Genomic DNA, 26,137 nt, shown 5'->3' with positions numbered 1-26,137 from the left:
TCCGTTATGCCGCGCGATGGATTGCTTCGCTGCGCTCGCAATGACGGCCGAGATAGCTGTCCTTATTTCGCCGCCGTCACCACGATCTCCACGATGTGCGGCGGTTCGAGATCGACACCCAGACAGGCCCGCATCGGCGGATTTTTGGTGTCGACCCACTCGTCCCAGGCGCGGTTCATCTCGCCCTTCTGCTTGATGTCGGCGACGTAGACGATCGCCGTGAGGATCTTGCTCTTGTCCGAGCCGCACAGCGCCAGGCTCTCGTCGATGCGGGCGAGCGCCTTTGCGGTCTGCTCATACATCGACGGGCTCACCGGATCGGGCGCGACCGCCACGGTGAAAACCAGGTCGTCGTGCGCGACGGCGCGGCTGCGGGTGGGCGTCAGTCCGGCAAAGCGGGTGATCATGGAAACCTCCGGTTAGCTTCTGTCGATGTGCTTCGCGATGACCGGGAAATAATTGTCTCCCGATCCGGCATCGATCGCCTCCTGCAGCACGGTGCCGATCAGCTCCGCGCCGCGGATTTTCAGTCCGGCATCGGCCGCCAGTTCCAGCGCGTAGGACAGATCCTTCAATGCGTATTCGGTCGAGAACGCCCGCTCCGGAAAATTGCCCGGCACGATCGCCTTCATGCCGTGATTACGCAGCGCGAAACTGTCGGCCGAGCCCTTTGAGAGCGTGTCGAGCAGCAGTTTTGGATCGACGCCATTATGCTTGGCGACCGCGACGGCCTCGGCCAGCGCGTTCACGGTTTCGAACAGCACCATGTTGTTGAGGATTTTTGTGACCTGCCCGGCGCCGACCTCGCCGCAATGGGTGACATCGGTGGCAAAGCAGCGGATCAATGGCTCGATGTCGGCATAGAGCGCGGGCGTGGTTCCGACCATCACGCTGAGCGTGCCGTCCTGCGCCGCCTGACGCGTGCGCGCGATCGGCGCATCGGCCCAGGCCGCACCTTTGGCCTGCAACTGCGCGGCAAAGTCACGGGTCTGGCTGACCGAGGACGTGCCGAGATCGACCACGACCTGTCCGCTCCGGATGTTCTTGAGAATGCCATCGCCTTCGAACACCGCGCGCACCTGTTTGGCGCTCGGCAGGCACAGGAACAGCAGATCGCTTTGCGCGATGGCTTCCGCCACGGAGCCCGCAATCCCGGCACCCTCTTCCCGCAGCCTCGCCAACGGCTCCGGCGACAGGTCGAACGCAAGCACGCGGCCGCCGCTTTTCTTGACGAGGTTGCGACAGATCGGCTCGCCCATCACGCCGAGGCCGATAAAGCCGACCGTTTTATACGCTGACATCACAACCATCCGCTACTTTGCAAAAGAACGCGACGGCGCCAGGTGCAGCGCGAATGCGTCGACCTTGTCGCTGGCGCGCGGATAGATTTCGCTCACCAGCGGATCGTGCCCGGGAATGAAGCGGTCGGGATGGCCGGCCAGCCGTTCGACGATTTCCCAGCCCTGCGCCATGTCGCCGACGTTGTAGACGATCGGAAACGGGCTGCGCTTCTGCAGGTTGGCGTAGTAATGGGCGGCGTCCGACGCCAGCACCACCGGCCCGCGCGCGGTCTCGACCCGCACCACCTGCAAGCCGTCGGAATGGCCGCCGACGCGATGCACGGTCACGCCCGGGGCGACCTCACCGTCGCCGGAATGGAAGGTGACGCGCTCGCCATAGACGTGGCGGACCATGGTGGTGACGTGCTCGACCGAAAACGGGTGCCGCAGCATGCCGTTGCACATGCAGCGCCCGGTCGCATAGCTCATCTCGCGCTCCTGCAGATGGAACCGCGCGTGGGGGAAGCGATCGAGGTTGCCGGCGTGGTCGTAGTGCAGATGGGTGACGATGACGTCCTTGATGCTGCCGGCCGCAACGCCGAATTTTTCCAGCGCATCGATCGGGTTGAGCGTCAGCTTGCGGGCGCGCGCCTTGGCCTCCTCGGCGTTGAAGCCGGTATCGACCAGGATGTCACGGCCACCACCACGCACCAGCCAGACGAAATAATCGAGGTCGGCCGCCGTGGTCTCGTGCGGATCGGGGGCCAAAAAATTCATGTTGGGGGTGCGCGGCGACATCGTCGCATAGCGCAAGGCGTAGATTTCGTAGGCATTTCCCATCGGTGTCACTTTTTTCTTGGATGTCTGGGTGTGGACGATCGCCGGCAGCAAGCCATCGTCATCCGCAAAGGTCAAACGCGGCCCGCGAATGACAGCCGCGCAACGGTGCGAATGCTACGCTATGTGAGATGTGTCACATTTCAAAACTTTCCGATCGGCGACGATGTTGATCGAATGCAGCCGCCGGGCACGTTGCGCGAAAGCATGGCAGGCCCCATCCGAAGCCGTTTGCAGCCGACCAAACCGCGAGCTGTGGTACGGCCATCACAGCCGATTTTATTCCTTCGTCCGGCCCGGCCTGGTCGCGGTTATTTGCCGCAATTAACGACGATATCGCAAGCAGTTGACGTACTACCGACGCGGTTTGATAATGCCGGGACCGTAGAGTAAGGTCGCCGCGGCGCGAGCTGGTATCGGCGCTATTTTGGCTGGACTGCCGTGATCTGGACTGCCGTCACTATGAAAATCCGTCTCGCATTGTTCCTTGCATTGTTTTTTTCAGTCGCGTCGGTAGCGCCGTCGTTCGCGGCCGGCGAGCGCTATGCGCTGGTCATCGGCAACGCGAAGTATCCGGACGCCGAAGCGCCGCTGAAGGAACCGATCAACGACGCACGCGACATCGCCGAAGAACTCAAGCGCGACGGCTTCAATGTCGATATCGGCGAAAACCTGACCGCCGAGCAGATGCGCCGGGCTTTCGACCGCCTGTACGGCAAGATCAAGCCTGGCTCGGTGGCGCTGCTTTTCTTCTCCGGCTTTGGCGTGCAATCGAACCGCCAGAGCTACATGATCCCGGTCGACGCCCAGATCTGGACCGAGGCGGACGTCCGCCGCGACGGTTTCAGCCTCGAAACCGTGCTGGGCGAGATCAACAGCCGCGGCGCCGGCGTCAAGATCGCACTGATCGATGCCTCCAGGCGCAACCCGTTCGAACGCCGGTTCCGCAGCTTTTCCGCCGGCCTGGCGCCGGTGATCGCACCGAACGGCACGCTGGTAATGTACTCTGCCGCGCTTTCTTCGGTCGTTTCCGATAATGGCAGCGATCGCAGCCTGTTCGTGAAAGAATTGCTGAAGGAAATCCGCACCCCCGACCTGATGGCGGAAGAAACGCTGAACCGCACCCGCGTCGGCGTCACCCGCGCCTCGCGCCAGGAGCAGGTGCCGTGGATTTCTTCCTCGCTGGCCGAGGATTTCTCCTTCATCCCGAGCGGCTCGGGCCCGCGGCCGGCGAGCCAGCCTTCGACGCCGGTGGCCACCGCACCCGCGACGCCGCCCGTACCTGCTCCAGCTCCCGCCCCGCCGCCGCCATCCCCGCCGGTCGCGGTACCAGCGCCACCACCACCACCGCCGCCCGCGCCGTCAAAACCGGCCGAAGCCGCGCCTCTGCCTCCGCCACCGGCGTCCCCGCCGATCAAGCCGCCCGAAGGCCCCCCGCCGGCGCTTGCCGACGATCCGACCATCAAGAGCCTGACCGCCAAGCTCAACGACAATCCGGACGATGCCGCTGCGCTGTACCGGCGCGGGCAGGTCTATGCCAGCAAGGGCGCCTACGAACTCGCGATCAAGGACTTCAACAATTCGCTGCGGCTGAACCCGAAGGACGTCGAAGCCTTCAACAACCGCTGCTGGGCGCGCACGGTGATAGGCGACCTGCAGGCGGCGCTGAAGGATTGCAACGAAGCGCTGCGGCTGCGGCCGAATTTCGTCGACGCGCTGGACAGCCGCGGCCTCGTCAACCTGAAGAGCGGCCAGAACAAGAATGCTATCTCTGATTTCGACGCCGCCCTCAAGATCAACCCGCGCCTGACGTCGTCGCTGTACGGCCGCGGCCTCGCCAAGAAGCGCAATGGCTCGATTTCGGAAGGCGACCTGGACATCAATAATGCCAAGGCGATGGACCCCAACATCGTCAAGGAGTTCGCCGAATACGGGGTGCAGTGACGATATTTTTTTGAATGAAAGCCGGCGGCCTCTCGAACCCTGCGGCGGGCCGGCCAGACTAATACAGGGCAGCCGTCCACAACGGGTACGGCTGCCGATTTGGACGACATTGGAACCGCGCGGGAAGTCCGCAAAAGGGGACAGGTAATGGTAAGTATCTCAGCGAAAACCTTTGGCATGATGGTCTCGGTGGCGACGCTCGGCGCCGCTATTTCCTTTGCAGGAACCGCGTTCGCCCAGGAGAAGAACGTCACCGAGGACCAGATCGTCCGTGCGCTGGCGCCCGAAAAGAAGCCGCTGACCCGCGGGCTCTCCACCGGTCCGCAGACCGCGGTCGATCCGACCGTCACCGCTGCCGAAACCAAATTCGTCGAGAGAATCCGTGGCCGCTCCACGCGCTCGCTTTCGAGCGCCGAGCGCGAAGAAATCGCGTCCATGGTCAAGGACAAGCCGAAGATCGATCTGGAGATCAACTTCGACTACAACTCGGCCGACATCAGCGCCAAGTCGCTGCCGTCGGTCCAGGCGCTCGGCCGCGCGCTCACCAACAACGAAATCAAGGGTTCGACCTTCGTGGTCGCCGGCCATACCGATGCGGCCGGTGGCGACGCCTATAACCAGGACCTTTCCGAGCGTCGTGCCGACGCGATCAAGCGCTACCTCGTCGACAAATACGGCATCAACGGCACCGATCTCGTCACCGTCGGATACGGCAAGAGCAAGCTCAAGAATCCAAGCCAGCCGATGGCGGAAGTGAACCGCCGCGTGCAGGTCGTGAACATGGAAAACAAGTCCACGGCGTCCGCCAAGTGAGGACTTGCAAGTAAGGGCGTGGCGCCGACCAATCATTTCCGGCTACTATGCGTCCCGCAGCGCCCGTGCGGGACGCATTCGTTTTGGGCTCCATTGCAGGTATTCGGCCGGCAAACGCGCCCTGTTTGATTTGACTTCCAGTCTGGATTGATCCGGCGATGAAATTCTCCGAATACCTCAAACCTGCGCTCGGACTGGTGTTCGTTGCCGCTCTCGCCACCGGATATTACTGGTTCGAACACCGCACGCACCCGGAAGTGAAGGAAACGCCCGGCCAGGCGTTGGTGATCGTGACCAAATCCACCAATGCCTGCTTCTCCGACATGGTACGGGTCACCGGCTTCATCGTGCCACGCCGCGAGGCCCAGGTCGGGGTCGACCAGGAGGGCTCGCGCGTCACCGACCTGTTCGTCAAGGAAGGCGACACGGTTACCGAAAATCAGGAACTGGCGCGCCTCACCGCGCCGCCGCAGATGCCGGGCGCCCCCGCCGGCCGACCCGGACCGATCTCGCTGAAGGCCCCCGCCGCCGGCCTGATCACCGAATTGCGCACCGCGGTCGGCGCTCCCGCCTCGCCGCAGGCCGGGCCGATGTTCCGGATTTCCGTGAACAATGAAATCGAGCTCGAGGCCGAGGTGCCGAGCGTGCATCTGCTCAAGCTCAATTCAGGCGCGACCGTGCGCATCAGCCGGGACGACGCGCCCGACGTCGTCGGCAAGGTCCGAACGATTTTGCCGCAGATCGACCGCGCCACCCAGCTCGGCAAGGTGCGGATTTCGCTGAACAACAATCCCTCGCTCAAGGTCGGCATGTTCGCCCGCGCCAATATCGACGCCAAGCGTTCCTGCGGCGTCGCTGTCCCGCGCACTGCCATCGACCGCCTGACGCTGCAGGTCGTTAAGGGCAACATCATCGAGACGCGAAAAGTGCGCGTCGGCCTGACCTCCGAAACATCAACTGAAATTCTTGAAGGCCTCGACGTCGGCGAAACCGTCGTGGCCGATGCTGGCACGTCCTTGCATGACGGCGACCAGGTCAAGACCATGTTCGCCGATGAACTCGAGCGCTCGCGGGCACGCTAATGGCTTTGAATATCTCGGCATGGTCGATCCGGAACCCGCTGCCCTCGATCGTCTTTTCGATCATTCTTTTGGTGCTCGGCTGGGCCAGCTTCACCAAGCTTGCGGTGACACGACTGCCCAACGCCGACATTCCCGTGATTTCGGTCGCAGTCTCGCAATTCGGCGCAGCGCCTTCGGAGCTGGAATCCCAGGTCACCAAGACGATCGAGGACGGCGTGTCGGGCGTCGAAGGCGTGCGTCACATTTCGTCGTCAATTACCGACGGATTGTCGGTGACAACGATACAGTTCGCGCTGGAGACCAACACCGATCGCGCGCTGAACGATATCAAGGACGCCGTCACGCGCGTCCGCTCCAATCTGCCGCAAAACGTCACTGAACCGCTGATCCAGCGGGTCGACGTGATCGGCCTGCCGATCGTCACCTATGCTGCGATCTCCCCCGGCAAGACGCCGGAGCAGCTTTCCTATTTCGTCGACGACGTCGTCAAGCGCGCCTTGCAGGGCGTACGCGGCGTCGCGCAGGTCGAGCGTATCGGCGGTGTCGAGCGCGAAATTCTTGTCTCGCTCGATCCGGACCGCTTGCAGGCGGCGGGGCTCACCGCCGTCAACGTCAGCCAGATCCTGCGCGGCACCAATGTCGACGTCGCCGGCGGTCGTGCCCAGATTGGCAAGAACGACCAGGCGATCCGCACGCTGGCCGGCGCCAAGACGCTGAACGAACTTGCCGGCACCATGATCCCGCTGTTCGGCGGCGGCGAAATGCGGCTCGACGATCTCGGCACCGTCACCGACACCATCGCCGATCGCAGCACCTTTGCTCGCTTTAACGGCGAGCCTGTCGTGGCGCTCGGCATCAAGCGCTCCAAGGGCGCCAGCGACGTGAAGGTGGCCGAGGCCGTGGAGAAGCGCATTGACGCGCTGAAAGCCGCCTACCCCGATGTCGACCTGAAGCTGATCGACACCTCGGTCGAATTCACCAAGGGCAATTACAACGCAGCGATCTCGACGCTGTTCGAAGGCGCGATCCTCGCGGTCGTCGTCGTCCTGCTGTTCCTGCGCGACATTCGCGCTACCATCATCGCGGCGATCTCGCTGCCGCTGTCGATCTTCCCGGCGTTCTGGGTGATGGACCTGCTCGGCTTCTCGCTGAACCTGGTCTCATTCCTCGCCATCACGCTGTCGACGGGCATCCTGGTCGACGATGCCATCGTCGAAATCGAGAACATCGTGCGCCACATGCGCATGGGCAAGTCGCCCTATCGCGCAGCGCTCGAAGCCGCCGACGAGATCGGCCTCGCCGTGATCGCGATTTCGCTGACGATCATAGCAATCTTCGCGCCCGCCAGCTTCATGTCTGGTATCGCCGGGCAGTTCTTCAAGCAGTTCGGCATCACGGTGTCGGTGCAGGTGTTCTTCTCGCTGCTTGCGGCCCGTTTCGTGACACCTGTGCTCGCGGCCTACTTCATGAAGGATACCCATCACGAGGATCCGCCGCCCGGCCCCGTCCTGAAGACCTACACGCGGCTTGTGACCTGGTCGGTGCGTCACTACTTCATCACCGTGTTGATCGGCTTCGGCGTCTTTGCCGCCTCGATCTGGAGCATCACGCTGCTGCCACAAGGCTTCCTGCCCGCGCAGGACACCGCGCGCTCGCTCCTGGCAATGGAATTGCCGCCGGGCTCACAGCTCGCCTACACCGAAAAGGTGACGGAGGAAATCGTCGCCCGCCTGCGCAAGCGACCCGAGGTGAAGAGCATCTTCGTCGACGGCGGCAGGGTGCCGCCGGGATTGCAGGAAGTGCGGCGGGCCTCCCTGATCATCAATTACACGCCGAAGGGCAGTCGCAAGATCACCCAGCGACAGCTCGAACTCGAGATTGGCCAGGAGCTGGAAAACGTTCCTGACATCCGTTTCTGGTTCCTTGACGAGAACGGCCTGCGCGCGATTGCGCTCGTTGTAACGGGGATCGACAGCAACATCGTCAACAACGTTGCCAGCGAGCTGGCGACGCAGATGAAGCGGATTCCGATCGTCGCCAACGTGATTTCGGAAACCTCGCTCGACCGGCCCGAACTGCGGATCCGGCCGCGGGCCGAACTGGCGGCACGGCTCGGCGTCTCCACCGAGAGTTTGTCGCAGACCATCCGCGTCGCCACCATCGGCGACGTCGGACCGGCGCTGGCGAAGTTCGATGCCGGCGACCGTCAGGTGCCGATCCGCGTCCAGCTCGAGGACAGCGCGCGCAGCGACCTCTCGATGCTGCAGCAGTTGCGGGTGCCGCTCGGCCAGCGCGGCGAACGCGGCGGGGTCCCTTTATCCGTCGTCGCCGATATCCAGCTCGACCAGGGCCCGACCAGCATCAACCGGTACGACCGGGAACGGCAGGCCACTGTCGCGGCCGATCTCGTCGGCACCGCGGCGCTGGGCGACGCCACCAAGAAGATCTACGACCTTCCGGTCATGAAAAGCCTGCCGAAGGGCGTGAAGGTGAGCCCATCCGGCGACGCCGAAAGCCTCGCCGAACTGTCGGAAGGTTTTGCCACCGCGATCACCGCCGGCCTGATGATGGTCTACGCCGTGCTCGTGCTGCTGTTCGGAACGTTCCTGCAGCCGATCACCATCCTGTTCTCGCTGCCGCTCTCGATCGGCGGCGCGATCGCGGCGCTGCTGCTGACGGGCAAGCAGCTCACCACGCCGGTTTGGATCGGCATCCTGATGCTGATGGGCATCGTCACCAAGAACGCCATCATGCTGGTGGAGTTCGCGGTGGAAGCGATCCGTGAAGGCAAGAGGCGCGACGAAGCGATCATCGACGCCGGCATGAAGCGCGCGCGCCCGATCGTGATGACGACGATCGCGATGGCCGCGGGCATGATACCGTCAGCACTGGCCCTCGGTGCCGGCGGCGAATTCCGCTCGCCGATGGCGCTCGCCGTGATCGGCGGCCTGATCTTCTCCACCATCCTGTCGCTGGTGTTCGTGCCGGCGATGTTCATGGTGATGGACGATCTCGGCGCCCTGTGCTGGCGCTTCGGCAAGAAGCTGCTGGCGTCGAGCGGCGAAGACGAAGGCGGACACGATGGAGAGCATCACGCCGCGCCGCCGGCCAAGGGACCGCCGGCAGTGCCGCCGGCGATGTCGCCCGCGGCGAAGTGAGGTTGCGGCTCGAAGCGCGCTATCTATCGCCCTTCCATTCTCTGCGAAACGTGCGCGGGATGTGAAGGATTTCGATACAACGGTCATGAACGGCGATGCACAGCGGAGCCCAAGACCATTTCGGTTCTGATTGAATCAGAACCGCTTCTTGGCCCAAACCAGCGTCTGCTTCGCTCGAAAACCGCTCAGTCGTTCCGCGCCACCGCGGTCAGCTTGGTCATGTTCTGCAGCAGGATGCGGCCGCGCTGCAGGTCGAGAATGCCGTCTTTGCGCCAGAGCTGCAGTTGACGGTTGACGCTTTCGCGGGCGGCGCCGACAAAGACGCCGAGCTGTTCCTGCGAAATGTGCACCTCGGAACCGAAGTCGGAAGCCAGCGCGCAGAGTCTGCGCGCGAGGCGCACCGGCAGCGGCTGCAGCACCGATTCTTCCATTCGCTCGCTCTGCCAGCGGATGCGCTGGCACAGCAGCATCATGATCTTGATCGCGACCTTGGGCTCGCGCTCCAGGAAGGCCAGAAAATCCTCGCGGCGCAGCACGAACAGTTCGGAGGGTTCGCCGGCGGTGGCGTCCGCGGTGCGGCTCTGGCCGTCGAGCACGGCAACCTCGCCGAACAGATCGCCGGGGCCCATGAAATTCAGCGTCAGGCGGCTGCCGTCGGAGGCGCCGGTCTCGATCCGGATCTGGCCACGACGCACGCCATAAAGGGCATCGCCGGGGTCGCCCTTCTGGAACAGCATTTCGCCGACACCGAGTTGCTCGGTGTGACAAAGTCCCGAGATGCGCTGCAGTTCATCTGCGCCCAAATCCGCAAACATCGGATTCATCTTCAAAATGACCGCAAATTCGGCCTGTTTGCTCATTGTAGTACTACCTTCCAAAAACAGCCCTGGTCCCACCCACCAAAGGCCGTTAGCAAGATTCCCATGCTTATTAGTGTGTCATAAGTCACATAAGTTCGCAGCACGCCCGGAATATTTTTGGCTACTTTGGGCCGCACCTGTTTCCGGGATAAGCTCGCCTGAGCGGTTGCGCGCGCGTATCGCGTGGCCGAAATAAGTGCCGTTGCCGCGGTCTGGAATGTCGATATGAGAGCTTTGAAAATTGTCGGCGCCGTCATTGGCGTCGTGGTCGCCATCGTCGCCGTGCTGCTGGTCGTGGGCATCCCGTCGGGTTACCTGACGGCGCAGATCCAGGAGCGCGTCGAGCAGGAGACCGGCTACAAGCTCGCCATCAATGGCGGCGCCAGGATCGGCCTGTGGCCGTCGCTCAACATCACGCTGAACGACATCACGGTGCAGCATCCGAAGGACCGCGACATTAACCGTCACTTCGCCGCCGCCAGCATCGAGGCCGAGGTAACGTTGGCCAGCCTGTGGGCCGGCAAGCCGCATATCACCGAACTCGCCATCATCCGCCCGGTGGCAAACTTGCCGCTTAGGCGCGAGCGCGACCGGGATATCGCTCCCGCCGCGAGGCCCGCGGCTGGAAAATCATCCGACGCCTTCACGATCGATCATATCAGCGTCAGCGGCGGCACGGTGATCCTCTCCAACGTGCGCGACCGCGTCGAGAACAGGATCGAGACCGTCAATGTCGACATCGCGATCGATTCCGCCCGCAAGGTCGTGCTGACGGGCAGCGCCCGGCGCAGCGGCTATCCGCTGAAATTCGATATCAAGGCGGCGCTGCCGGCAGGGCCAATCGAGCGGCAGAACATCCCGGCCGACATCAGGATCGACGCGCCCGATCTGTTGCGCGCCCCGCTCGCCGCCAAGGCCGAGGCCAGACTCAACGGCGCGGTCGCGATGATCAACAGCGTGACAGGCACGCTCGGCGACGCCGCATTCAACGGCTGGGCCTCGGTCGATCTGTCGAGCAAGCCGCTGGTGAAACTCGACCTCGATTTCCAGAAGCTCGCCATCGCCGCGACCCGCAGCACCGGCGATTCGTCCGCGCAGCCGTGGAGCAGCGCGACGCTCGAGATCAACGGCCTCAACTATATCGATCTGCAGGCGCGCATTTCCGCGGCCGAACTCACCGTCGGCGACGCCCGCTTCACGCCCGCGGCGATCGATGCCAATCTGACGACCGGCGTGCTGAAGGCGCAGGTTTCCAACCTCGGCGCCTATGAGGGCACCGCGTCAGGGAATCTGACCGTCGACGTTTCCACCCCCAATCCCACCTACGCGATGCAGGTCGACCTCACCGGCGTGCGCGCGCTGCCGTTGCTGGACGGCCTTGCCGACTTCGACAGGGTCGACGGCAAGATGCAGGCAAAAATCAGCGTGCGCTCTTCCGGCGCCAGCCAGCGCGCGATCATGTCGAACATGGCCGGCACCGCTTTCATCGTGTTCCAGGACGGCGCCATCAAGGGGCTCAATGTCGCGCAGATGATCCGCACGCTGACGGCGAGCACGCTGTCGGGCTGGCAGGCGAGCGAGGAGAAGGCGACGGATCTCTCGCAATTGTCGGCGTCGTTCAAGATCGACAAGGGCCAGGCGCAGACCACCGACCTCAGTCTGGTCGGCCCGCTGGTCAAGATGACCGGCGCCGGCACCATCGATCTCGGCACCAAGCAGATCGGATTCCGCGTCGAGCCCAAACTCGTGATGACTACCGAAGGCCAGGGCCGCCTCAGCGATCCGGTCGGGCTCGGGATTCCCGTGATGATCTCGGGACCGTGGGGAAGCCCGCGGATCTATCCGGAGATGCAAGGCATCCTCGACAATCCCGACGCCGCCTATGCCAAGCTGAAGGAGATGGGCAAGGGCCTGTTCGGCGAAAAGGGAGCCGGCATCGGGGCGGCCATCGGCAGCCTGCTCGGCGGCGGACAGTCGGGGGCGGCCGGCGGGCAGCAAGGCGGCGCCGGCGGACAAAGCGGAACCCAGCCGGGCGGGGCGCTGGGTGGCGGGCTCGGCGAGACCCTCGGCAATCTGCTGCAGCAGGGCCTGGGCGGACTTGGCCAGGGCGGCGCCGGCAAGGACGGCGGCCGGTCCGGCAGCCGCAGCATCCCAAGCCGTACCCAGCCCGCCGAAGCGCCGGCCCAGGCCGCGCCTGTGGAGGCCGCCCAGGCCGAACCGCCGCCTCCGGCGGTACCGGACGAGGCCACAGCCCAGCAGGACAGTCAGCCAATGAACGACGTCCTGCGCCAGCTTTTCAACCGTTGAGGGCAACCGCGGCCCGGCACTCCTCCGGGATGACGTTATCCAGGCTCCGGGCGAAATATTCCCGGCATTCCTGCACGTCATTGGTGCTAACCATGTGGGCGGACCCACAATCCCTGCCACCATTTCATGCTAGATAGACCCTGATGCTGGGGCTGCCGAGGCAGGCCGGCGCCAGTAAATTGCCGATGCGCGCGCAAGACGCGGCGCACGAGGGTCTGGATGAACGAGGTCAAGGACAGAGCAGGGTTTCTGCGCGAAGGGCTGTTCGCCAAATACGTCGTCGCCTTGGTCGGCCTCGTCGTGTTCGTGCTTGCGGTCAACGGCGCGATCGAAACCTGGATCACCTACCGCAGCATCAAGAGCTCGGTCAACGACGGCATGTCGGAAAAGGCGGAAGCCACCGCCAAGCGGATCCAGCAATCGCTGTCCGACCTCGAGCGGCAGATTTCCTGGGTGACGCGCGCCTCCTCCAACACCACCGATCTGCGCCGCGCCGACTACGCCCAGTTGCTTCGGCAGGTGCCGCAGGTCAGCCAGCTTTCGCTGCTCAACGCCCAGGGCCGCGAGCAGATCCGCATGACGCGCCAGACCGTCACGCTGGACAGCAACGCCGATTTTTCCCGCGATGTCCGGCTGACCGAGACGCTTTCGCGCGGCACGCCTTTCGCGCCGGCCTATTTCCGCGGCGAGCGGCCATTCATGTCGATCGCGCTGTCGCACGCCGACGGCAGCGTCACCATCGCCGAGGTCGACCTCGACTTCCTGTCGGAGTTCCTGATCGACGCCCAGGTCGGCAAGGTGGCGTTCGCCTACATTACCGATTCCAGGGGCGACGTGCTGGCGACCTCCTCGACCGGGCCCGAGGTCGGCAAGAACCTGTCGGCGCTGCCGCAGGTCGCAGCCGTCAGCAAGCCCGGCGGCGTGGCGCCGGCATCGGGCACCGATATCAAGGGCAACGCGGTGCTGACCACGTCGAGCCTGGTGCCGAAACTCGGCTGGCACGTGTTCTTCGAGCAGGAGACGGCGCAGGCGCTGACGCCGATCCGCGACCAGCTGGTGCGGATCGCGCTTCTGATCGGGCTCGGCCTCGTGGTCGCGATCATCGCCGGTATCATCATGGCGCGGCGCATGCTGGTGCCGATCACGGCGCTGCGGGCCGGCGCGCGGCGGCTCGGCGCCGGCGATTTCGGCCATCGCATCGAGGTGAAAACCTCCGACGAGCTGGAGGAACTGGCCAACCAGTTCAACGGCATGGCCGGACAGCTCGCCGAGACCTATTCGAACCTCGAAGCCAAGGTGAACGAACGGACGCGCGACCTCGCGCAATCGATCAACGAATTGAAGGTGCTCGAGGAGGTCGGCCGCGCCGTCGCCTCCTCGCTCGACCTCAACGCCGTGCTGCCGACGGTCGCCGCGCGCGCGCTGGAAATCACCCATGCCGACGCCGTGCTGATCTACGGCTATGACGCCGCCAACCGCCAGTTCAACCTCACCGAATCGATCGGCATCGACAAGGCGGCCGAAGGCGGCCACCGCGCCATCGACGCCCACAACTCGCCGCTCGGCGAAGCCGCCGCGACCGGCGAGCCGATCGCGATGCCCGATCTCGGCACGGTGGCGGATCATCCGCTGCGCGATGTTGCGATGGAAGCCGGCTTCCACTCCGTGCTCGTCGTCCCGCTGGTCGACCAGACCGGCATTCTCGGTTCGCTGGTGGTGCTGCGGCAGAACGCCGGCGAATTCTCCGACAACCTGATCGGCCTGATGAAGACCTTTGCGCACCAGGCGGTGCTGGCGATGCGCAACGCGAGGCTGTTCACCGAGGTGGACCACAAGAGCCGCGAGCTTCAGGACGCCAACAGCATTGTCAGCCAGCAGGCCCGCAAGCTTCAGGAACAGACCGACCAGCTCAAGGACTGGAACAAATCGCTCGAGGAACGCGTCGAAACCCAACTGGGCGAGATCGAGCGCATCCGGCGCCTGGAGCGCTTCCTGGCGCCGCAGGTGGCGCAACTGATCGCTTCCTCGGACGGCCATGAAGGCCTGCTCGACAGCCACCGCCGCGAGGTCACGGTGGTGTTCTGCGACCTGCGCGGCTTCACGGCATTTACCGAGACCACCGAGCCGGAAGAGGCGATGAACGTGCTGCGCGAATATCACGCCGCGCTCGGCGAACTGATCTTCAAGTACGAAGGCACGCTCGACCGCTATGCCGGCGACGGCGTGATGATCCTGTTCAACGCGCCGATCCAGTTCGAAGACCACACCGCGCGCGCCGTCCGCATGTCGGTGGAGATGCGCGACACCATCGGCGAACTGACCGAGAAGTGGCGCAACCGCGGCCACAATCTCGGCTTCGGCATCGGCATCGCGCTGGGCTACGCCACGCTCGGCCAGATCGGCTTCGAGCAGCGGCTGGAATACGCCGCGATCGGCAGCGTCACCAACCTCGCCTCGCGGCTATGCGACGAAGCCAAGGCCAACCAGATCGTGGTGAGCCGCCGTGTCTACGGCATGGTCGAACCGTGGGTCGAAGGCAGGCCGATCGACGATCTGAACCTGAAGGGGTTCAACCATCCGATCCTGGCCGCGGAGATCATGAGCTGGCGCGAGGAAGTCGACAACGTGGTCGATGCGGCGGCGGCGCGACGGAAGAAGATGCAGTAGGAGTGGGTCGCACTAAAATACGCAAAACAACGCCATGCAAGATTGCCCAGTGCTGAAAGTGTAAGGTGAACCGGCCTTTGCTTCGCGGCCGTTGCGGACAAATCTAAGTAACGCGACGGTAGTGCCGAGGACGATGTTGCGCAATTCGACCATTCATCACCGCCGCAGCCTCCGCCTCAAGGGCTACGACTACAGCATGGCCGGCGCATATTTCGTGACCATCTGCACGCAGGGCCGCGCCTGCCTGTTCGGCGTTGTCGCAGCCGGTGAAATGCGCCTCAACGAGGCCGGGCAGATGGTGACAACACTTTGGGAAAGCATCGCGGCACGGTTTCGAGCGTCGAAATCGATCAGTTCGTGGTGATGCCCAGTCATCTGCACGGCATCCTTGTGTTTCCGGATGGAGATGCGAAAGAGGCGAACACAAGGGTCGCCCCTACGCAACCGTCGACGGTAGGGGCGCCCCTTATGGGCGCCCGCGTCAGGCTGGGAGATATCGTTGGCGCATTCAAATCGTTGGCTACGACCGGCTATATCGCCGGCGTCAAAGCCAACGGCTGGCCGGAATTCCGCGGCCGGCTCTGACAACGTAACTATTATGAACACATAATGCGCGACGAAGATGCGCTGAACCGCGTCCGTCGCTGTGTCGACGACAATCCGGCGCGTTGGGAGTTCGACGACGAAAATCCGCGGAAGGCTTTGTCATGAGCAGCCTCTTATAGCCGGCCTCGTCTTCCTGCTGGAAGCGCGCTTCGCCCGGCACGGCACTTCCTGTCCTAACGCTCTTGAACGGATGCCCCCCCTCAATGCCACCCCGGCTGCTGCATCTTTGCCCGCGTCTGCGCCAGTTCTTCCAGCCGCGAGTCGATCTGCGAGCGGACCATGGCGATGTCCTTGAGCTGGCGGTCGTCGAGGCGGTGCATTGCGATGCGGGTGGTGTGGCGCTCGTGGCGGGCGATCACGGCGGCGACGAAGCGGGTGGCGAGGCGGCGGCTGCGCGCCAGAAACAGCGCGGTTCGCCAAATCAATGGCCTGGAGGACGAAGTCGGGATGGTGGCGAGTATGGTCATGGCTGGGTTCTTCAATGAATGGCCGGAAGCCGGTGCGCCCGTTCTACCGAACGCCTGCTGCCAGCATGGTGGCAGCAGTGGTTGCGCAAAATGCGCGACGCGACCGGCGCGGGCCGGATGAAAGATCAAGGTATGAAACCGCTGCGCATCATGGCCCCGGCAGGACGCGCCTGCCGACGATGCAAGACAGCGCGCGTCAGGCCACCTTTCGGCCGGCCACGAACGCCTTGACGTCACCGGTGGTCAGCGGCTGGCCGCCGATGCCCCAGTCGCCGCTGGCGACTTCGGAAATCTTGACCCAGGTGACGCCGCGCATCGCCTCGCCCTCGATCGACACCATGGCATCGGTGAGTTTGGCGATGATCTGGCGCTTCTGCTCGGCATCGAACACGTTCTCGATCACGTGAACTTCTATCAACGGCATGTAACATCTCCCTGATGAGCCGGACGACGGCAGCATCAACATGCCCGTGACAGGCGGTGAAGACTTTCAGGCCGCTGTGATTTGCCGTCCAGACGTTCTTGAGAATCGCCGCAGGACGATTTGAGCCAGAACTATTTCAAGCCCGCGCGGCGAAATCCTTCGAGATAATGCGCCTTGTCGGCGTCGTGCTCAAACGGCAGTTCGCTGGCGAGCCAGGCGAGCGTAAGGTTGGGCTGGGTGCGGTGGAGGCCTTCGAGTGCGGCCTTGGCAGCATCGGCGTCGCCTTCCATGCCGAGCGCGGCCGTCAGCACGCGGTGGGCGCCGACGAAATCGGTGCGCTGCCGCAGCGCCTCGCGGCACAGGCGGATCGCCTCGGCGTAGTTGCCGCCAACATACTGGCTGTAGGCGGCGACGCCGGAATAGATCGCGGCAAAGGGATCGCGCGGCGACAGCTTCAGCGCCTCGCGCGCGGCGCGGTCACCCTCCTCCCAGCGACCGCGATAGGCCAGCGCGACGCCATAGAGGCCGCGCGCTGGCGAGAAACTGGGATTGAGCCGCAGCGCCAGTTCGAATTCGGCGAGGCAATCGTCAAAGCGCCGGTAGAACAGATAGACGCTGGCGAGCGCATAATGCGCCCACGCATCCTCGCTGTCGGCCAGGATCGCCGCCAGTGCCGCACGCTCCGCCAGCGGAATGGCTTTTGCCATGTCTTCCCAGCCCATATGGGCGCTGAAGGTGTGGCAGGAGGCGAGCAGGCTGAGCGCTTGGCCATAATTCGGATCGACGGCGATCGCCTTTTCCAGGAGCGCCTGCGCCACCAGATTGTCCTGCCGCGTCACGCGCCAGTAATGCGACAGCGCCCGCATGACGAGGCCCCACGCGTCCATGTTGTCGGGCGCCTTGCGGCGAGCCCTGAAATTCTCGGCGGCGTAGAGCTGCGGCTCGATCGCGGCGACCACCGCCTGGGTGATCTCGTCCTGCACCGCGAACACGTCGGCGAGATCGCGGTCGTAGCGCTCCGCCCACAGATGGCTGCCGGTGGCGACGTCGACGAGCTGGGCCGCAATGCGGACGTGGTCACCCTCCTTGCGCACAGAGCCTTCGACGAGGTAGCCGACGCCGAGATCCTCGCCGATCTCCTGGTGATGGACGGATTTTCCCTTGTAGACGAACGAGGAATTGCGCGCGATCACGTAGAACCAGCGCAACTTCGACAGCGCGGTGATGATGTCCTCGCTGATCCCTTCGGAAAAATACTCCTGCTCGGATTCGCCCGAGAGGTTGACGAAGGGCATCACCGCGATCGCCGTGCGGTCGAGCGCCGGCAACGGCCGGTGCAGCGGTTCACCGGTGAAATCGAGCGCCGGGGCCGCAACGGCAGGTGCTTCGCCGCCGTTGCGCAGCTTCTGCACGTCGCCGACGAAACGAAAGCCCTTTCGCGCGATGGTGCGGATGACGGCCTGGAGCTTGCCGCTGTCGCCGACCGCGCGGCGCGCGGCGTTGATCCGGCTGGTCAGCGTGGATTCGGACACGATGCGGCCGTCCCACACCGTCTCGATCAGATCGTCCTTGGTGACGACATGGTCGCGGTTCTCGATCAGGTGAACCAAGAGATCGAACACCTGCGGTTCGACGGCGATGCTTTCACCGCCGCGGGTCAGTTCGCGCAGCCTGACGTCAAGCACGTGGTCGGAAAAGTGAAATTGCACGGTGTCATCCTGTTCGCTCATCATCGATCGCTTCGCGCCGGCCGATCGTCTCCGGCAGCTTCGTCCCGCACGCTTTCATCCCACACGCAAACGGAGTTAGAGCAAATGTCTTCGCGCAAGATGTGCGCCATCTCACAAATCGAAAAATCTCACTGAAAAATAAGGATCGTCTCAAGGCAAAATCAGCCTGCCATCAGAGTCTTTGGGTCCTGACGGGGCCATGTTCGGTTCATCGCAGGCCCATTCCGGGGCCGCATGACACCGGAGGAGACATCGATGGCCGCCCAATCCGCGACCGCAGCCACCCAGACCCAGGCCGATCCGGCCCCTGATCTGGCCGCCCTCAAGACGCGCCAGCAGGCGGCGTGGTCGTCGGGCAATTACGCCATCGTCGGCGCGACGCTGCAGATCGTCGGCGAGGAGCTTTGCGAGGCGCTGGACCTCAAGGCGGGCTCGAACGTGCTCGACGTTGCGGCCGGCAACGGCATGGCGAGCCTCGCGGCGGCGCGGCGATGGTGCGACGTCACCTCGACCGACTACGTGCCGGCGTTGCTGGAACGGGGACAAGCGCGCGCCGCGGCGGAAGGCTGGTCCATCGAATTCCGCGAAGCCGATGCGGAAAACCTGCCGTTCGATGACAACCGTTTCGACAACGTGCTCTCCACCTTCGGCGTCATGTTCACGCCGAACCAGGACCGCGCGGCCGCCGAGTTGATGCGGGTATGCAAGCCCGGGGGCAAAATCGGCCTCGCCAACTGGACGCCGGACGGCTTCATCGGGCAGCTCTTCAAGACGCTCGGCAAGCACCTGCCGCCGCCCGCCGGAACCAGGTCGCCGGCACTGTGGGGCACGCCGGCGCGGCTGCACGACATGTTCGACGCCGGCGCGCGCTCGATCCGGACGGAATCGCGCCTGTTCAAGTTCCGCTACCGCTCGCCGTCGCATTTCCTCGACGTGTTCAAGACCTATTACGGCCCGGTGCTGAAAGCGTTTGCGGCGCTGGAGCCGGCCAAACAGGAAGAGCTGCACAACGACCTGCATGCCCTGATCGTGCGGATGAACCGTTCCGGCGACGGCACCATGGTCGTGCCGAGCGAGTATCTCGAGGTCGTCATCACCAAGCAGTGAGACGGCCGTCATCACCAAGCAGTGAGCATCCGCTTTCAGAAAACCCGGCGCGGCCCTTCACCCGGCCCGCCGCCACGTCCGAGCAAAACCAGGGATGGCGCCATGACCGACTTTTCGAATGTATTTGAGATGCCGCGTGCGGCGCGCGAAAGCGCGTGCGTCGTGGCGCTGCATTGCTCGCTCGGCTCGGGCCGCCAATGGAAGGCGCTCGGCGATGAACTGAAGCGCAGCCACCGGTTTTTCGCCCCCGATATTTCCGGCTATGGCGCCAATGGCTGCGCGCTCGACCTGCCGTTGACGCTCGCGGAAGAGATCCGCGCGATCGGCGACACGCTCAACGACGCGGAGGGGCCGATCCATCTCGTCGGCCATTCCTATGGCGGCGCGATTGCGTTTGCGATCGCGACCCGGTTTCCGTTCGCACACCGCCTGCGAAGCCTGACGCTGATCGAACCGGTACTGCCGACGCTGTTGTCCGACAGCGAGGCCGATCGCAGGCTCTACGCACGCTTCGCGCAGGTCGCGCGTGACGTTTCCGAGGACATCTGGAACGGATCGGTGCTCGAGGCGATCGACCAGTTCATGGCGTTCTGGGCCGGGTCCGCCCCGCAGGATCCGCTGACGGAGGGCGCGCGGGCGCGCATGATCGAACGCGCGCACAAGCTGGCGTTCGATTTCCAGGCGGCGTTCGCCGAGCAAAACGTCGCGGAAGCCGCCGCCTCGCTGCGCGTTCCGACGCTGCTGCTGTCGGGCGGAACGTCGCCCTACGTCACCCAGCGCATCGTGGAGCGGCTCGGCGAGATCATCGGCGGCGCCGAGATCCGCCACCTGCCGGACGCCGGCCACATGCTGCCACTGACCCATGCCGCGTCTGTCAATTCGCTGATCGCCGAACATATCGCCCGGGCCGACGAACTCGCCACCGCTCCGCTGGCAGCCCCCGACAGTGCCGGCGTCAACCGCCGGCGGGGCGAAGGGGGAACGTCTTGGCGCTTGGCGCGGATGCGGGCCTTCTGGTATCGGTTGAGACCGAAACCGGGAACGATATGCTGATGCCGAAAACCGTTCGTACACGCGATCTGTCGCCCACACTGGCCCCCCTGATCGCCGCCGGCCTGTTTTGCCTGATGGCCGGTCCCGCGCCCGCCGCCGAGGACGAGGTGACGCCGAAGGGCGCCGCGGTCACCGTGCTCAAGGCCGCAAAAGCCTGCTTTGCCAATATCGTCGAGGTTTCCGGCACCATCATCCCGCGCGAGGAGAACCAGGTACGTCCCGAGCGGATGGGACTGAAGGTCTCCGAGGTGATGGTGGATGCGGGCGACAACGTCACCGCCGGCCAAGTAATGGCGCGGCTGACGCTGCCCGAGGGCGGGCAAATTTCGGTGCAGGCACCGGTCGCAGGCGTGATCTCGGCCTCGACGGCGTCCGTCGGCGCGGTGGCGTCGGGCAAGGGCGAGGCGCTGTTCTCAATCATCGCGCGCGGCGAATTCGATCTGGTCGGCATGGTGCCGACCCGCGACATCCAGAAACTTCAGGTCAACCAGACGGCGCGGATCAAGGTGATCGGCGCCGGCGAGGTCGACGGCAGGGTGCGGCGGCTGTCGACCACGGTGGAGCCGAACAGCCAGCTCGCGCAGGTGTTCCTCGGCGTCACCACCAACCGCCGCCTGCTGGTGAATTCAAGCGGCCGCGCGCAGATCAGGACCGGACAGAGCTGCGGCGTCTCGGTGCCGCTCACCGCGATCCTCTACGGCTCCGCCGGCACCGTGGTGCAGGTGGTGCGTCGCGCGCGCGTCGAAACGCGGCGGGTGGAAACCGGACTGATGTCGGCCGGACAGGTCGAGATCACCACCGGCCTGCAGGAAGGCGACATCGTCGTCGCCCGCGCCGGCGCCCTGCTGCGCGAAGGCGATCCCGTACGCGCGGTGACGGCGAGCGCGGATACGAAGTAGGAAAGACGGATCACGACCGTCATTGCCGGGCTTGATCCGGCAATCCATCACGCTTCTCATGAATCATTCTGAAGATGGATGGCCGGGTCAAGCCCGGCCATGACGAACATCGCTTGAACGCGCCTTACCCGCCGATGCGGACGTCTTCCATCAGGGACGACGAGACTTGCGGCACCTGTTCGCCGTCGGAGGCGCGGGAGACCGAGATGCGGGTCTTGTTGAAGGCGCTGGCGGCGCCGGATTGCGAATTCAGATTGTTCAGCAGTTCGGTCACCAGCACGCTGTACTGGCCCTTGCCGTCATCGGCCACCTTGCCCGGCGTTGCCGAGGTCAGGATCAGTGCGTTGTCCGGTGTGGAGATCGGCGCGAGGCCGTGCGAGTAGGAGCGGAAGCGGCGCTCATAGGGGTTGCGGCGGGAGGCATCGACGACGACGAGCTTGGCCTTGGCGCCCTTCTCGGTCATCGCGTCCAGCACCTGCTCGATGCTGACGCCGTCGCGGCGAACGTCGGCTTCCTTCCAGATCGCGGCATCGACCGGGATCATGAAGCTTTCGCGGCCGACCTGAACGCCATAGCCGCCGTAGAACAGCATCGCTACCGTGTCCGACTTGATCTTGGCCTTCATGCGGACAATGGCGCGGGCCATATCGTCCTTGGTGGCGTCCTCGACCACGTCGACGTCAAAACCCTTGGCGCGCAGCGCGGCGGTGAGCCCGCGGGCATCGTTGATGGGCTGGGACAGCGGCGCTGACGCATCCGGGTAATGGCCGTTACCGATCACGAGCGCGACGCGGCTGGCGGTGCCGCCGATCGAGCCGGTCTGTTCGGTGCCGATCGCCTTGGCGGCATCCAGCGAACGCTTGTTGAGCGCGGCATGCGCGCCGATCGCCAGCGACACCAGGCCTGCGAAAGCAACCGCAATGGTGACGGTGCGGCGGGAGATGCGGAGCTTACCGAGGTTCATCGCATTACCATCCCAAGTTTGTCCAAAAGGCATCACGCAAGACCGCGCGAGTTTGTCGCGTGAGCGCCGTCCGGGTTTGAAGGGGTTGCAGGGTCAGTGACGTCCAATTGCGCTAATTTTGCGGCACTGCAACAACCGAGCTTTTAGCCTGATGGCTCATCCCGAACAACCTCATTCGACGCATGGACCCCCATGCGCTGCGGATACTGGTCAAAAGTTAATTTCATTTAAGTGATCTAGATCACATTTGTGTTTTGTGCGGATTTGTATACTTTTCAAAGGCTTGCAGGCCCGTTCCGGCCGGCGGTGGTCGCCTTGAGTGGATGCCATGCTTAACGCGACCCTCCCTTCACCGTTCCGGCGGAAAGAAACTGCATGGGCTTCCACACCATTGCCGGCGCCGCATTCCGGGCGCTGACCGCACGGAAAGATGGACCGTCGCTGTACGACGTCTGCGATCCCGTGCTGCTGAAGTACCAAGGCGGCGACTCCCACCTCGGCAAGTTCTACCGGACCGCGCTCGGCAATCCGGCGCTGCGGCCGCTGCTGCGGCGGACAGGTCTGCCGGCGCTGCGGGACGAGAAACGGCTCGGCGCGCTGCAGGAAGCATTGATCCGGGCGCGCGACGATGCCGAGCCGGACTGGGCTGCGGTCGGCGCGCCGGTCGCCGAGCTGATGGGCGATATCGGGGTCAGCCATCCCTCCCCGCCGCCGGCGGCGTTGCCCGGCCGGGCGCCTGGCGCCGACGAGATCGACCGGGCGATCCGCCGCTGCGCTGCGCATCTGCTGGGCTCGTTCTCCAAAAACGGCTTCATCCCGACCTATGCCGCCTTCAACCTGATCGGCGACGCCGACATGGGCGGGAACGAGATGCTGATGGCGCTCACCGGACTGAACTCGCGCGGTTACAAGAACTCGACGCTGCTGTTCAGCCTGGCGCGGATCTTCATCGCGCATTCGCCGGCGCGTGCCCTGATCAACCCGCCCTGGACCGGAATCGCCGAACCGATGTGGCAGCCGATGCAGATCCGCCACCGCTCGGCCTATTACGACGCCTTCTTCACCGAGGCGCTGCTGAGCTATGTCGAGAGCGGGCTGGCCTCGGCGGACGAGGCCGCGGCGTCGCGGCGCGCCATCGCCGACATGGTGGATTTCTGCCTGAAGACCTCGGCCGAGGAAGTGCCCTCGCATGACGGCTCGACGGTGCGGGTTGTCACGGCCCTGGCGCCGCTGCCGCATCCGCGGTTCTCGCGCTTCTTCGCCCAGATCAAGCAGGACCTCGGTTTCGGCATCTACGTGCCGGACTGCGACACCACCGCCTGCGCATTCTCGGCAGCGACGCAGGCCGGCTCGACCGACCCGATCCTCGACCAGCCGCTGCTCGATTTCTACCGCGGCTACCAGGTGCGCGAGGGCGCCAACGAGCCGCGCGTTACCGTGCCCTTGAACGACAATATCGATTATGAGGGCGGCGTCGTCACCTGGATCGACAACATCAAGGGTGAGCGGCCCTACGGCAACGACCTCGATCCGACGCTCAATCTCGATATTCTCGAAGTGTCATTCCGCAACCTCAAGCGCTGGAATATTCTGGAAACGCCGCCGCGGCTGGAGATGGTGCATCGCATCCTGGGCTTCCAGCGGCGCCTGGCGGAGAGCGGAGCATTCAGAAATCCGCGTTCGCACATCTACTATCTGCCTGAATTGTACTCCGCCTATTTCGGCCGCTGCCATGCCGCGTTCATGGCGTTGCCCGAAGCGGCGCGGCGGGCGATCGATCCGGACGGCGCCTTCGCGTTCATCCGCGGCAAGGTGCTGGCCTATGTCGAAGGCGAATTGATCGCGCGCGAGATGAACCCGTTCGACGCCGCACTGGCGCTGATGGCGCTGACGCATCTCGGCGCCGACGTGAAAACCTTCACGCCGGCGCTCAACTGCATCATTGCCCAGCTCGGCGAGGGCGGCAGACATGGCCCATACAAGGCCTATGAATGGAACAAGATGAAGACGCCGACGCGGATTCTGGTCGGCGGGCCCGAGGTGACGTCGGCGTTTGTGCTGATGGCGCTGGCACTGGCGAGGAGAAGGATGGCGGAGAGAAATGGGTGATGCGCTGGCCATTACCCGCCCATCGAGGGGCGAGTAAGAAATATCGCGGGAAGTTGAAAGCGATGCGGCGTTCGGGGACTGGCCAGATCGCGCCATTATTCGCACACTCCGCACCCTTCCGCTGCGGGGACTGCCGATGATGTTACGGAAATTGCTGTCCGCGATTTTGCTGCTGTCGCTTCCCGCCATGGCACAGGCGGCCGATATCACCGGCGTGCCGAAAATCCGCGAGGGCGATTACCTCCACATCGGCAATCATCGCATCCGCCTCGGCGGCATCGACGCGCCGGCGGTCGATCAGCTCTGCCTCAACACCAAGGGCGAACGCTGGGCCTGCGGTGCCGCCGCACGCGACGAACTGACCAAGCGCTTTGGCGGCAAGAGCTGGACTTGTCACAGCAGGGCGGTCACCGACCGCCGCGGCCGCACCGTCGCGCGCTGCGAGGCCGACGGCGAGGACATCCAGAAATGGATGGTGTCGAACGGCTGGGCTCTGGCGCTGACGCGGGTCTCGCGCGACTATGACGGCGACGAGAAGGCCGCGCGCGAGGCCAAGGCCGGGATGTGGCAGGGCGCGTTCATCGCGCCGTGGGACTGGCGCGTCCGCAACAAGAAGACCGCCATTCTCGGCGCCATCACCCCGCCGGAGCATGCCAGGGCGATCCTGCTGGCGTCGGCATCGGGATCGAGCGCGCCCTCGCCCGACTGCACCATCAAGGGTAACGTCAACCGATCAGGCGAATGCATCTTCCATCAGCCGACCAGCCGCTGGTATGCGAAGATCGAGATGAAGATTTCAAAGGGCACGCGCTGGTTCTGCTCGGTGGAGGAAGCCGAAGCCGCCGGCTGCAGGGAAACCCGGCGGTAGGTTCTCTTCGGGGCGCGGGACGTGGCATCGGAACATCGCGTCGAACAGCAATTGCGACGGACACGGCGCGGCGGGTGGCGGCGGGCGATGATGCTTTCGCTCGTCATCCTCGGCGGCTATGGCCTGCTCGCTTATCTGGTGCTACCGGAATTCTGGACGCATTATGAGCACCAGCGCGGGCTTGCCGACCTGCCGATGGTGACGCGGACCGCGCAGGGCATTCCGGGCGATCCCCTGAATGTCGGGCTGATCGGCGACACAGCCGAATTGGTGTGCGCGATGCACGCCGCCGGCTGGTATCCGGCCGACCGCATCACGCTGAAATCCTCGATCGAGATCGTCGGCAGCGTGCTGCTGGACCGCCCCTACCGCGACGCGCCGGTCAGCAACCTTTATTATCTCGGCCGCCGCGAAGACCTTGCCTATGAAAAGCCGATCGGGACCAGCGCCGACCGCCGCAACCACGTCCGCTACTGGAAAGTGCTGGAGAGCGGCGAGGAGAAGCGGCCGGTCTGGCTTGGGTCGGCGACCGAGGATCGCGGCGTCGGCGTCAGCAGCTACACTGCCGCCGTGACGCACCATATCAGCCCCGATCTCGACGCCGAGCGCGCGCTGCTGGCCGCGGACCTGGAAAACGCCGGCATGGTCGAGGCGAAATATCAGGTCACCGGCATCGGGCCGACGCTCGCCGGCCATAATGGCGGCGGCGACCTTTATTACACCGACGGCGAGATCTGGGTGCTACGGCTGGTTAAAGCCTGCAAAAAACGCGAGGGCCCGGCGGCGACGATCCCGAGCCCGCCGGCGACCGAACTGAAGGATCAGATCTGGCGCGCGATCGCGAACGCGGTGGGGAAATAACAGGCAGGGTTTGCCGCCGTTGTGAAGTGCAATGAGTGCAATTTGACGTTTTTTGCGGCTCTGGATTGCTTTGGTGCGCTCGCAATGACGGTTCCGATCGA

At 64.5% G+C, this 26,137-nt stretch carries 21 protein-coding genes; 13 read left to right on the top strand and 8 right to left on the bottom strand.

Translation table 11 applies throughout. The features are described 5' to 3' along the window. Positions 1–62 precede the first annotated feature (62 nt). Genes QUH67_RS02445 through QUH67_RS02435 form a run of 3 tightly spaced genes read right to left on the bottom strand, consistent with a single transcriptional unit; the run spans position 63 to position 2,120 of the window. On the bottom strand, positions 63–407 hold the full coding sequence (locus QUH67_RS02445; protein WP_300945063.1) for a RidA family protein: 345 nt from the start codon (positions 405–407) through the stop codon (positions 63–65). Positions 408–419: 12 nt separating this feature from the next. Continuing rightward, positions 420–1,301 (bottom strand): NAD(P)-dependent oxidoreductase, encoded by an 882-nt coding sequence (locus QUH67_RS02440; protein ID WP_300945062.1) that lies wholly within the window; start codon positions 1,299–1,301, stop codon positions 420–422. Positions 1,302–1,313: 12 nt separating this feature from the next. Further along, entirely contained in the window at positions 1,314–2,120 is an 807-nt protein-coding gene (locus QUH67_RS02435; RefSeq protein ID WP_300948314.1) for an N-acyl homoserine lactonase family protein, read from the bottom strand. Positions 2,121–2,579: 459 nt separating this feature from the next. Here QUH67_RS02435 and QUH67_RS02430 point away from each other — a divergent pair, with 459 nt between their 5' ends. The 4 genes from QUH67_RS02430 (at position 2,580) to QUH67_RS02415 (ending at position 9,114) form a co-directional block, all read left to right on the top strand. Then, entirely contained in the window at positions 2,580–4,061 is a 1,482-nt protein-coding gene (locus QUH67_RS02430; RefSeq protein WP_300945061.1) for a caspase family protein, read from the top strand. A gap of 147 nt (positions 4,062–4,208) precedes the next feature. After that, positions 4,209–4,874 carry an OmpA family protein gene (locus QUH67_RS02425; protein ID WP_300945060.1) on the top strand — a complete coding sequence of 222 codons (666 nt, stop codon included), beginning with the start codon at positions 4,209–4,211 and terminating at the stop codon, positions 4,872–4,874. Between the two features lie 158 nt (positions 4,875–5,032). Continuing rightward, a complete protein-coding gene (locus QUH67_RS02420; RefSeq protein ID WP_300945059.1) occupies positions 5,033–5,956 on the top strand; it encodes an efflux RND transporter periplasmic adaptor subunit in 924 nt (307 codons plus the stop codon). Continuing rightward, a complete protein-coding gene (locus QUH67_RS02415; protein WP_300945058.1) occupies positions 5,956–9,114 on the top strand; it encodes an efflux RND transporter permease subunit in 3,159 nt (1,052 codons plus the stop codon). The genes QUH67_RS02420 and QUH67_RS02415 overlap by 1 nt, the downstream gene beginning before the upstream one ends. Positions 9,115–9,299: 185 nt before the next feature. On the opposite strand, the gene QUH67_RS02410 is transcribed toward QUH67_RS02415, so the two are convergent. Beyond that, entirely contained in the window at positions 9,300–9,974 is a 675-nt protein-coding gene (locus QUH67_RS02410; RefSeq protein ID WP_300945057.1) for a Crp/Fnr family transcriptional regulator, read from the bottom strand. Positions 9,975–10,199: 225 nt separating this feature from the next. Between QUH67_RS02410 and QUH67_RS02405 the strand changes: the two genes are divergently transcribed. From QUH67_RS02405 to QUH67_RS02395, 3 genes are all read left to right on the top strand, one after another. Further along, a complete protein-coding gene (locus QUH67_RS02405) occupies positions 10,200–12,281 on the top strand; it encodes an AsmA family protein (RefSeq protein ID WP_300945056.1) in 2,082 nt (693 codons plus the stop codon). A 219-nt stretch (positions 12,282–12,500) separates the two neighbouring features. Further along, entirely contained in the window at positions 12,501–14,948 is a 2,448-nt protein-coding gene (locus QUH67_RS02400) for an adenylate/guanylate cyclase domain-containing protein (RefSeq protein WP_300945055.1), read from the top strand. A gap of 133 nt (positions 14,949–15,081) precedes the next feature. Further along, positions 15,082–15,312 carry a hypothetical protein gene (locus tag QUH67_RS02395; protein WP_300945054.1) on the top strand — a complete coding sequence of 77 codons (231 nt, stop codon included), beginning with the start codon at positions 15,082–15,084 and terminating at the stop codon, positions 15,310–15,312. A gap of 442 nt (positions 15,313–15,754) precedes the next feature. Here the strand turns inward: QUH67_RS02395 and QUH67_RS02390 are convergent, their stop codons facing one another. From QUH67_RS02390 to QUH67_RS02380, 3 genes are all read right to left on the bottom strand, one after another. Then, a complete protein-coding gene (locus tag QUH67_RS02390) occupies positions 15,755–16,021 on the bottom strand; it encodes a DUF1127 domain-containing protein (RefSeq protein WP_300945053.1) in 267 nt (88 codons plus the stop codon). Between the two features lie 196 nt (positions 16,022–16,217). Then, positions 16,218–16,445: a tautomerase family protein gene (locus tag QUH67_RS02385; RefSeq protein WP_300945052.1), complete on the bottom strand. Its 228-nt coding sequence runs from the start codon at positions 16,443–16,445 to the stop codon at positions 16,218–16,220. A gap of 131 nt (positions 16,446–16,576) precedes the next feature. Beyond that, positions 16,577–18,154, bottom strand: a complete 1,578-nt coding sequence (locus tag QUH67_RS02380; RefSeq protein ID WP_300948313.1) for a winged helix-turn-helix domain-containing tetratricopeptide repeat protein — start codon at positions 18,152–18,154, stop codon at positions 16,577–16,579. 276 nt (positions 18,155–18,430) lie between these two features. On the opposite strand from QUH67_RS02380, the gene QUH67_RS02375 reads away from it, so the two are divergent. The 3 genes from QUH67_RS02375 (at position 18,431) to QUH67_RS02365 (ending at position 21,234) form a co-directional block, all read left to right on the top strand. Next, on the top strand, positions 18,431–19,282 hold the full coding sequence (locus tag QUH67_RS02375; protein WP_300945051.1) for a class I SAM-dependent methyltransferase: 852 nt from the start codon (positions 18,431–18,433) through the stop codon (positions 19,280–19,282). Positions 19,283–19,384: 102 nt separating this feature from the next. After that, entirely contained in the window at positions 19,385–20,335 is a 951-nt protein-coding gene (locus QUH67_RS02370) for an alpha/beta fold hydrolase (protein ID WP_300945050.1), read from the top strand. After that, positions 20,329–21,234: an efflux RND transporter periplasmic adaptor subunit gene (locus tag QUH67_RS02365; RefSeq protein WP_407080395.1), complete on the top strand. Its 906-nt coding sequence runs from the start codon at positions 20,329–20,331 to the stop codon at positions 21,232–21,234. Before QUH67_RS02370 ends, QUH67_RS02365 begins: the two co-directional genes overlap by 7 nt. A 124-nt stretch (positions 21,235–21,358) precedes the next feature. Here QUH67_RS02365 and QUH67_RS02360 read toward each other — a convergent pair whose 3' ends face one another. After that, complete coding sequence (locus QUH67_RS02360; RefSeq protein WP_300945049.1) at positions 21,359–22,198, bottom strand: caspase family protein; 840 nt, start codon at positions 22,196–22,198, stop codon at positions 21,359–21,361. 375 nt (positions 22,199–22,573) lie between these two features. Between QUH67_RS02360 and QUH67_RS02355 the strand changes: the two genes are divergently transcribed. The 3 genes from QUH67_RS02355 (at position 22,574) to QUH67_RS02345 (ending at position 26,036) form a co-directional block, all read left to right on the top strand. Continuing rightward, on the top strand, positions 22,574–24,307 hold the full coding sequence (locus QUH67_RS02355; protein ID WP_300945048.1) for a hypothetical protein: 1,734 nt from the start codon (positions 22,574–22,576) through the stop codon (positions 24,305–24,307). A gap of 139 nt (positions 24,308–24,446) precedes the next feature. Then, entirely contained in the window at positions 24,447–25,175 is a 729-nt protein-coding gene (locus QUH67_RS02350; protein ID WP_300948311.1) for a thermonuclease family protein, read from the top strand. An 87-nt stretch (positions 25,176–25,262) separates the two neighbouring features. Next, a complete protein-coding gene (locus tag QUH67_RS02345; protein WP_300945047.1) occupies positions 25,263–26,036 on the top strand; it encodes an LssY C-terminal domain-containing protein in 774 nt (257 codons plus the stop codon). The last annotated feature ends 101 nt before the right edge of the window (positions 26,037–26,137 follow it).

It is taken from the genome of Bradyrhizobium roseum (assembly GCF_030413175.1).
GTDB lineage: Bacteria > Pseudomonadota > Alphaproteobacteria > Rhizobiales > Xanthobacteraceae > Bradyrhizobium > Bradyrhizobium roseum.
The sequence above is the reverse complement of the archived record's forward strand: the minus strand, read 5'-3'. Positions and strand labels throughout refer to the sequence as shown.